We start from the raw sequence: 5,952 nt of genomic DNA, 5'->3' as shown, positions 1-5,952 counted from the left end.
GGCGGGTCCGCCGGCACGGGGGTCAGCGCTACCGCGCTCACCTTGAACTCGGGCTGCAGGGACTCGGGGTCGACGGCGTCGTTGGTCACCGCGTTCACGGCCACATCCTCTCCGAAGGTGTCGGCGAAGTGCATGGGGGCGAAGCAGACTCCCGGCCGGACGGCGTCGTCGACGGCCACCGGCAGAGTCGCCCCGCCGCGCCGGCTGGAGACCCGCACCCGCGCGCCGTCGGCGAGACCGAGCCGGTGGGCGTCCTCCGGGTTGAGCTGGAGGAAGGGCGCGGGGTTGAGGCGATTGAGCTTGGCGACACGGCCGGTCTTGGTCATGGTGTGCCACTGGTGCGCGAGGCGACCGGTGGTGAGGATCAGCGGGTACTCGTCGTCCGGCAGCTCCGCGGGCGGCAGGTACGGGCGGGGGAGGAAGCGCGCGCGGCCCGTCGGCGTCGCGAACCGGAGGCCCCGGTCCTCGTCGAGGTAGCGGATCGGGTTCCGGGCGGGCCCGCCCGGCGCCGCAGGCCACTGCACGGGGCCCTGCGCGAGGCGTGCGTGGTCGACGCCGCGCACGTCCCAGCCGGTGCGGGGATTGTGGAAGGCCTTGAGCTCCTCGAAGACCGCCGCGGCGTCGGGATAATCGAAGTCGGCGCCGTGACCGAGCTCGGCGGCGATCAGGCAGATCAGCTTCCAATCGGGGAGCGCGTCGCCGGGCGGCGTGGTCGCGGCGGCGGTGCGGGTGAGGGAGCGCTCCGAGTTGACCATCACGCCGTCGGTCTCGGCCCAGAGCGCGGCGGGCAGCACGACGTCGGCGTAGGCGGAGGTCTCGGTGGCGGTGTAGGCGTCCTGCACGACCACCAGCTCCGCCGAGCGAAGGGCGTCGATCACGGTGGACCGGTTGGCCATCGACGCCGCCGGGTTGCTGCAGATGATCCACGCGGCCTTGATGTTCCCGGACGCGAGCTCCCGATACATCTCGACGGTGCCCTGGCCGGCCTCGGCGCGGATCGTGCCCTCCGGCAGGCCCCAGAGGGCCTCGGCGCGGGCGCGGTCGCCGTCGTCGAGGACGGAGCGCTGGCCGGGCAGGCCGGGTCCCATGTAGCCCATCTCGCGGCCGCCCATCGCGTTCGGCTGGCCGGTCAGGCTGAACGGGCCCGAGCCGGTGCGGCAGATCGCGCCGGTGGCCAGGTGCAGGTTGCAGAGCGCGATGGTGTTCCACGTGCCGTGGGTGGACTGGTTCAGGCCCATGGTCCACAGGCTGGTCCAGTTCGCGGCGCCGCCGATGAGGTCGGCGGCGCGCTCGATGTCGGCCGCGTCGAGTCCGGTGATCTCGGCGACGCGATCCACCGGATAGTCCTCGAGGAAGGCGGGCATCGCGTCCCAGCCCTCGGTGTGCGCGTCGACGAACTCCCGGTCCACGGCGCCGCGGGCGACGAGCAACGCGAGCAGGCCGTTGAGCAGCGCGAGGTCGGTGCCCGGGCGGATCGGCAGGTGCAGGTCGGCCTTCGCCGCGGTCGCGGTGCGCCGCGGGTCGACCACGATCAGCTTCGCGCCCGCCTTGACCCGGTCCATCATGCGCAGGAACAGGATCGGGTGGCAGTCGGCCATGTTGGCGCCGGTGACGAGGAAGACGTCGGCGTGGTCGAGGTCGTCGTAACTGCCGGGCGGCCCGTCGGAGCCGAGGGACTGCTTGTAGCCCGTTCCCGCGCTCGCCATGCACAGCCGGGAGTTGGACTCGATCCACTTCGTGCGCAGGAAGCCCTTCGCCAGCTTGGTCGCGAGGTACTGCGCCTCCAGCGTCATCTGCCCGCTCACGTACAGGGCGATCGCGTCGGGCCCGTGCGCGTCCCGGATCTCCCGCAGGCGCCGTCCGGTCGCCGCGATCGCGTCCGCGAGCTCGACGGTGCCGCGGTCGGCGTCGCGGTCCGCACGCACCTCCGCGCGGGTCTGCCGGCCACCGGCGGCGAGCAGGTCGACGGTGGTGGTGCCCTTGGTGCACAGCCGTCCGCGGTTCGCGGGGTGGTGCTTCGTCCCTACCGAACCCGTGACGGCACCGTCGCGCACCTGCAGGGTGAGGCCGCAGCCCACCCCGCAGTACCCGCACACCGTCTCCACATCCATGCCGCCCACGGTGCCCGCGCGGTGTTTCCGGGTTCGGGCCGCATTGTTACGGCGACGTGACCTGGTGCGCGTCGCACCGCGGTGAGCGGCGTGAGGCGGGACGGCGCGCGGCGTTCGTGGTCCCCGACGGGGCCCGTTCGCCGCCGGGCGGATCGAGTAGCGCGGCCCCGGAATCGAGTAGTCCGGCACGCTATCCACGCGGCCGTGGCGGCGGTTGACTCGGCGGATCAGCAGCCCGGCCGAAGGAGACATCATGAGCACTCGGACACGCAGGAGCGATCGTCCCCGCGATACGCGGTATCTCGGGGCGGCGGTGGCCTGGGGCGCCGTCGTGTGCGGTGTGCTCGCCGTTCCCGCCCCCGCCACGGCCGTGCCGGTCGGCGGCGATCAGGTGCTGTGCGCGGTGGGGCAGCCGTGCATCGACAACCTGTACCAGACGGGGACCACGATCGTGGTCGAGTGGAAGGGCGATCAGGAGTGGGACGCGTACAACGTCCGGTGGAGCCGCCCGGGCCGGGCGGAGACGCAGCACGCCGTGGCCGGTGGCCGCCGCGGGAGCTTCCGGATCAACACCGTGAACCCGGGCGTCACGTACACCGTGAAGGTCCAGGGCTGCGAGACCCACGTCCTGAGCAGTTCGACGTGCTCGCCCTGGGAGGAGGCGTCGATCACCGCCCGACCGAACCTGCCGTACGGGCCGGACACCTGCAAGCAGGGCTTCGTCTGGCGCGAGGCCCGCGCCTCCGATCACGTCTGCGTGACGCCGTCCACCCGGACCGCGACGGCCGAGGAGAACCGGCTCGCGGCATCCCGTCGGCAGCCGGGCGGCGGGGCCTACGGGCCCAACACCTGCCGGCAGGGCTTCGTCTGGCGGGAGGCGTACGCCGGCGACGTGGTGTGCGTGACGCCCGCTTCGCGCAGCCGGGCCCACGCGGACAATGCCGCGGCGTCGAGCCGCCGCGTACTGGGATGATCCGCCGGGACGGCCCGACCGGTCCTCGCTGAGGGGACCCGTCAGCCGAGCAGGGGGAGCACCTCGGCGTGCAGCCGCTCGAGCTGCTCGCGGTCCCCGGCGACGTCGACGCCCATGGGGTTGAGCAGGACGGTCTGCGCGCCCGCGTCGACGACCTCGGCGATCCCGGCGGCGACCTCTTCCGGCGTCCCGGTCACGGCGACATCGCCGAACCGGGCCGCCAGCGCGCCGTAGATCCGGAACAGGCCCTCGTCCGCCGCGCGGCGCGCGCGGGCGGGATCGTCGTCGATGGCCAGGTAGACCCGCTTGCCGATCCGGAACCCGCCGGCGTCCCGTCCGTGCCGCGCCAGTTCGTCTCGGACGGTGCCCACCGCCCCGCGGAAGTGCGCCGTGGTGGACGATCCCGCGCCCAGGAAGCCGTCCCCGAGCCGGACGGCCCGGGCGAGCGCCTTCGGGGCGCCGCCGCCGAACCACAGCGGCGGATGCGGGCGCTGCACCGGCTTGAGCGGTATCGACACCCCGTCGACCTGACGGAAGCGCCCGTCGAAGGTCACCGTCGGACCGTCCGCCCACGCGGCTTTCATGAGTTCGACGCCCTCGGTGTACGAGGCGATGAAGCTCTCGCGGGCGACGCCGAACGCGGCGAACGGGCGGAAGTCGCCGCCCGAGCCGAGCCCCAGGTCGAGACGTCCGTGGCTGAGCCTGTCGACGGACGTGGCCGCGGCGGCGAGCTGCAGCGGATCGTGCAGCGACGACACGATCACCCCCACCCCGAGGCGCAGCCGGCTGGTGCACGCCGCCGCCCAGGACAGCAGTTCCAGCGGCGCGAGCATCGCCGCGCCGCCCACCGTCTGCTCCGACGTCCACGCGCCCTCGAAGCCGAGCTCCTCCGCCCGGACCAGGTAGTCGCGGACGCCGGCGGCGTCGAAGGCGCCGTCGAGGATCTGCGGGATCGAGACGGAGAAGCTCGCGGGGCTCATGGGGCCAGGCTACGACCGCTCACCCGATCCTGCGGCCGATGCGCCAGGCGCCGAGGAGGACGAAGACCACGAACAGCGCCGCGAAGAGCACCCAGATCGCCCAGGCCGGGACCTGCGCGGACGCGATGTACGGCAGGAGGCCGTACTCCGCTTCGACCGTCGCACGCGCCTGATCGGAGGATCCGACGAGGGCGTCGAGCGGACCGCGGGTGAACGGCCCCCGCATCAGCGTCGCGGCCTGGTTCAGGGGGAGCACGTTCATGAACGTCACGACGCCGCTCGGCAGCGCCCCGACGGTGATGTACGCGCCCGCCAGGAATCCGCCCGCCGTGCCGACGATCGTCGCGACCGACGTGAAGACGCCCGTGGAGCCGATGAACGTGACCACCAGGCTCCAGATCGCCGAGAACAACAGGCAGAAGCCGATCAGCTGGGCGAACGCCTGGGCGAAGGCGCTCACCGACAGCGCCGCCGAATGGACGACGCCGAGGTAGACGTCGGCGAGCACGAACACCGTCGCGCTCAGCGCGACCGACACCAGGAAGGCCCCGAGCAGGTAGCTCAGGATCAGCTGGAGCCGGTTGATCGGTGAGACCAGGAAGTCGCGGAAGACGTTGCCCACCCGGTCGTTCACGAACACCACCAGCGCCGACAGGCTGGTCGTGGCGGTGGCGATCATCACCAGGTTGGCGATCACCCAGGAGTAGACGAAGGCGTCGACGTCGTCGGCGTTCGCGTTGGGCAGGGACTTCTGCAGCGCATCGGTCTGCACGCCGCCGAGGAAGGCGGAGAACAGCACGAACAGGATGATCGGCGAGAGCAGGGAGAAGAACACCGCCGCGGGGTCGCGGAAGAAGACGACGACGTTGCGCCGGGTCAGGTTCGCGAGTGTCATCGCGCACCTCCCCGGGTGATGGCCAGGAAGACGTCGTCCATCGTTCCGTGCCGGAACTCGAAATCGGCGATGTCGGTGTCGAAGTCGCGGAGCAGCGCCATGGCCTCGCGGCTCGATTCGACGGGGATGCGCCGCTCGTTCCCGGCGCGCCGGGCGCGCGGGCCGACGGCCTCGTCGAAGCGGCGCGGATCCCGAAGGGTGACCCGCAGCTCGTCCCTGGCGTGGGCGCTGCGCAGCTCCGTCGGGGTACCGGCGGTCACGATGCGACCGTGGTCGATGATCGCGACGCGGTCGGCGCGCTCGGCCTCCTCCATGTAGTGGGTGGTGAGGAAGACGGTGAGCCGCAGGCGCTTCTGCAGGTCGAGGATGGTCGTCCAGACGCGGTCGCGCGAGTCCGGGTCGAGGCCGGTCGTCGGCTCGTCGAGGAACAGGATCCGCGGCTGATGGATGAGCGCCCGCGCGATGTCGGCGCGCCGCTTCTGCCCGCCCGAGAGGGCCTTGTACCGGCGGGTGAGGAACTCCTCCAGCCCGAGCAGCGACGACAACGCCGCGATCCGCTCCTTCGCCGCCGCCCCGTCGATGCCGTAGAACGTCGCCCGGAGCGCCAGGTTCTCCCGCACCGACAGCGCCGGATCGAGCAGGGACTCCTGGAACACGACGCCGATCGCGCGCCGGATGTCGAGATCCTGCTTGCCCACCTCCAGGCCCGCGACGTGGATCGTGCCGGAGGACACGGACTTCAGCGTCGTGATGCAACTGATCGTGGTCGACTTGCCCGCGCCGTTGGTGCCGAGGAAGGCGAACGTGCTGCCGGCGGCGACGTCGAAGGAGACGCCGTCCACCGCGCGCACGTCGCCGTAGCTCTTGACCAGATTCCGGACGCTGATGACCGGCGGCGCACCGGGGCCGACGCCGGGCGCCGCGCGGCCGGCCGGCGCGGGCCGCCCCGGCCCGGGCCGGGCTGGGGGCGTGGACGGTCGCGGGGGCGGAGCC

5 protein-coding genes are annotated in these 5,952 nt (G+C 72.5%); 1 reads left to right on the top strand and 4 read right to left on the bottom strand.

Going from position 1 to position 5,952, the window contains the following annotated elements; all coding sequences use genetic code 11:
- A partial coding sequence (locus ACM9LD_RS24950) for a molybdopterin oxidoreductase family protein (protein ID WP_415679206.1) occupies window positions 1-2,111 on the bottom strand: 2,111 nt, incomplete at its 3' end.
- A gap of 253 nt (window positions 2,112-2,364) precedes the next feature.
- Here ACM9LD_RS24950 and ACM9LD_RS24945 point away from each other — a divergent pair.
- Window positions 2,365-3,084, top strand: a complete 720-nt coding sequence (locus tag ACM9LD_RS24945; RefSeq protein ID WP_415679205.1) for a fibronectin type III domain-containing protein — start codon at window positions 2,365-2,367, stop codon at window positions 3,082-3,084.
- A 41-nt stretch (window positions 3,085-3,125) separates the two neighbouring features.
- On the opposite strand, the gene ACM9LD_RS24940 is transcribed toward ACM9LD_RS24945, so the two are convergent.
- The 3 genes from ACM9LD_RS24940 to ACM9LD_RS24930 are packed head-to-tail and all read right to left on the bottom strand — an operon-like array spanning window position 3,126 to window position 5,801.
- The gene (locus ACM9LD_RS24940; RefSeq protein ID WP_415679204.1) at window positions 3,126-4,064 is read right to left on the bottom strand and encodes an LLM class flavin-dependent oxidoreductase; all 939 of its coding nucleotides are present in this window, start codon (window positions 4,062-4,064) and stop codon (window positions 3,126-3,128) included.
- A 19-nt stretch (window positions 4,065-4,083) separates the two neighbouring features.
- Window positions 4,084-4,959, bottom strand: coding sequence for an ABC transporter permease (locus ACM9LD_RS24935; protein ID WP_415679203.1), 876 nt, complete (start codon window positions 4,957-4,959; stop codon window positions 4,084-4,086).
- Window positions 4,956-5,801, bottom strand: coding sequence for an ABC transporter ATP-binding protein (locus tag ACM9LD_RS24930; protein WP_415679207.1), 846 nt, complete (start codon window positions 5,799-5,801; stop codon window positions 4,956-4,958). Before ACM9LD_RS24930 ends, ACM9LD_RS24935 begins: the two co-directional genes overlap by 4 nt.
- Window positions 5,802-5,952 lie beyond the last annotated feature (151 nt).

The organism is Tsukamurella hominis, from assembly GCF_965137015.1.
GTDB lineage: Bacteria > Actinomycetota > Actinomycetes > Mycobacteriales > Mycobacteriaceae > Tsukamurella > Tsukamurella hominis.
Note: the sequence above shows the minus strand (reverse complement) of the source record. Positions and strands in the feature narration are given on the sequence as shown.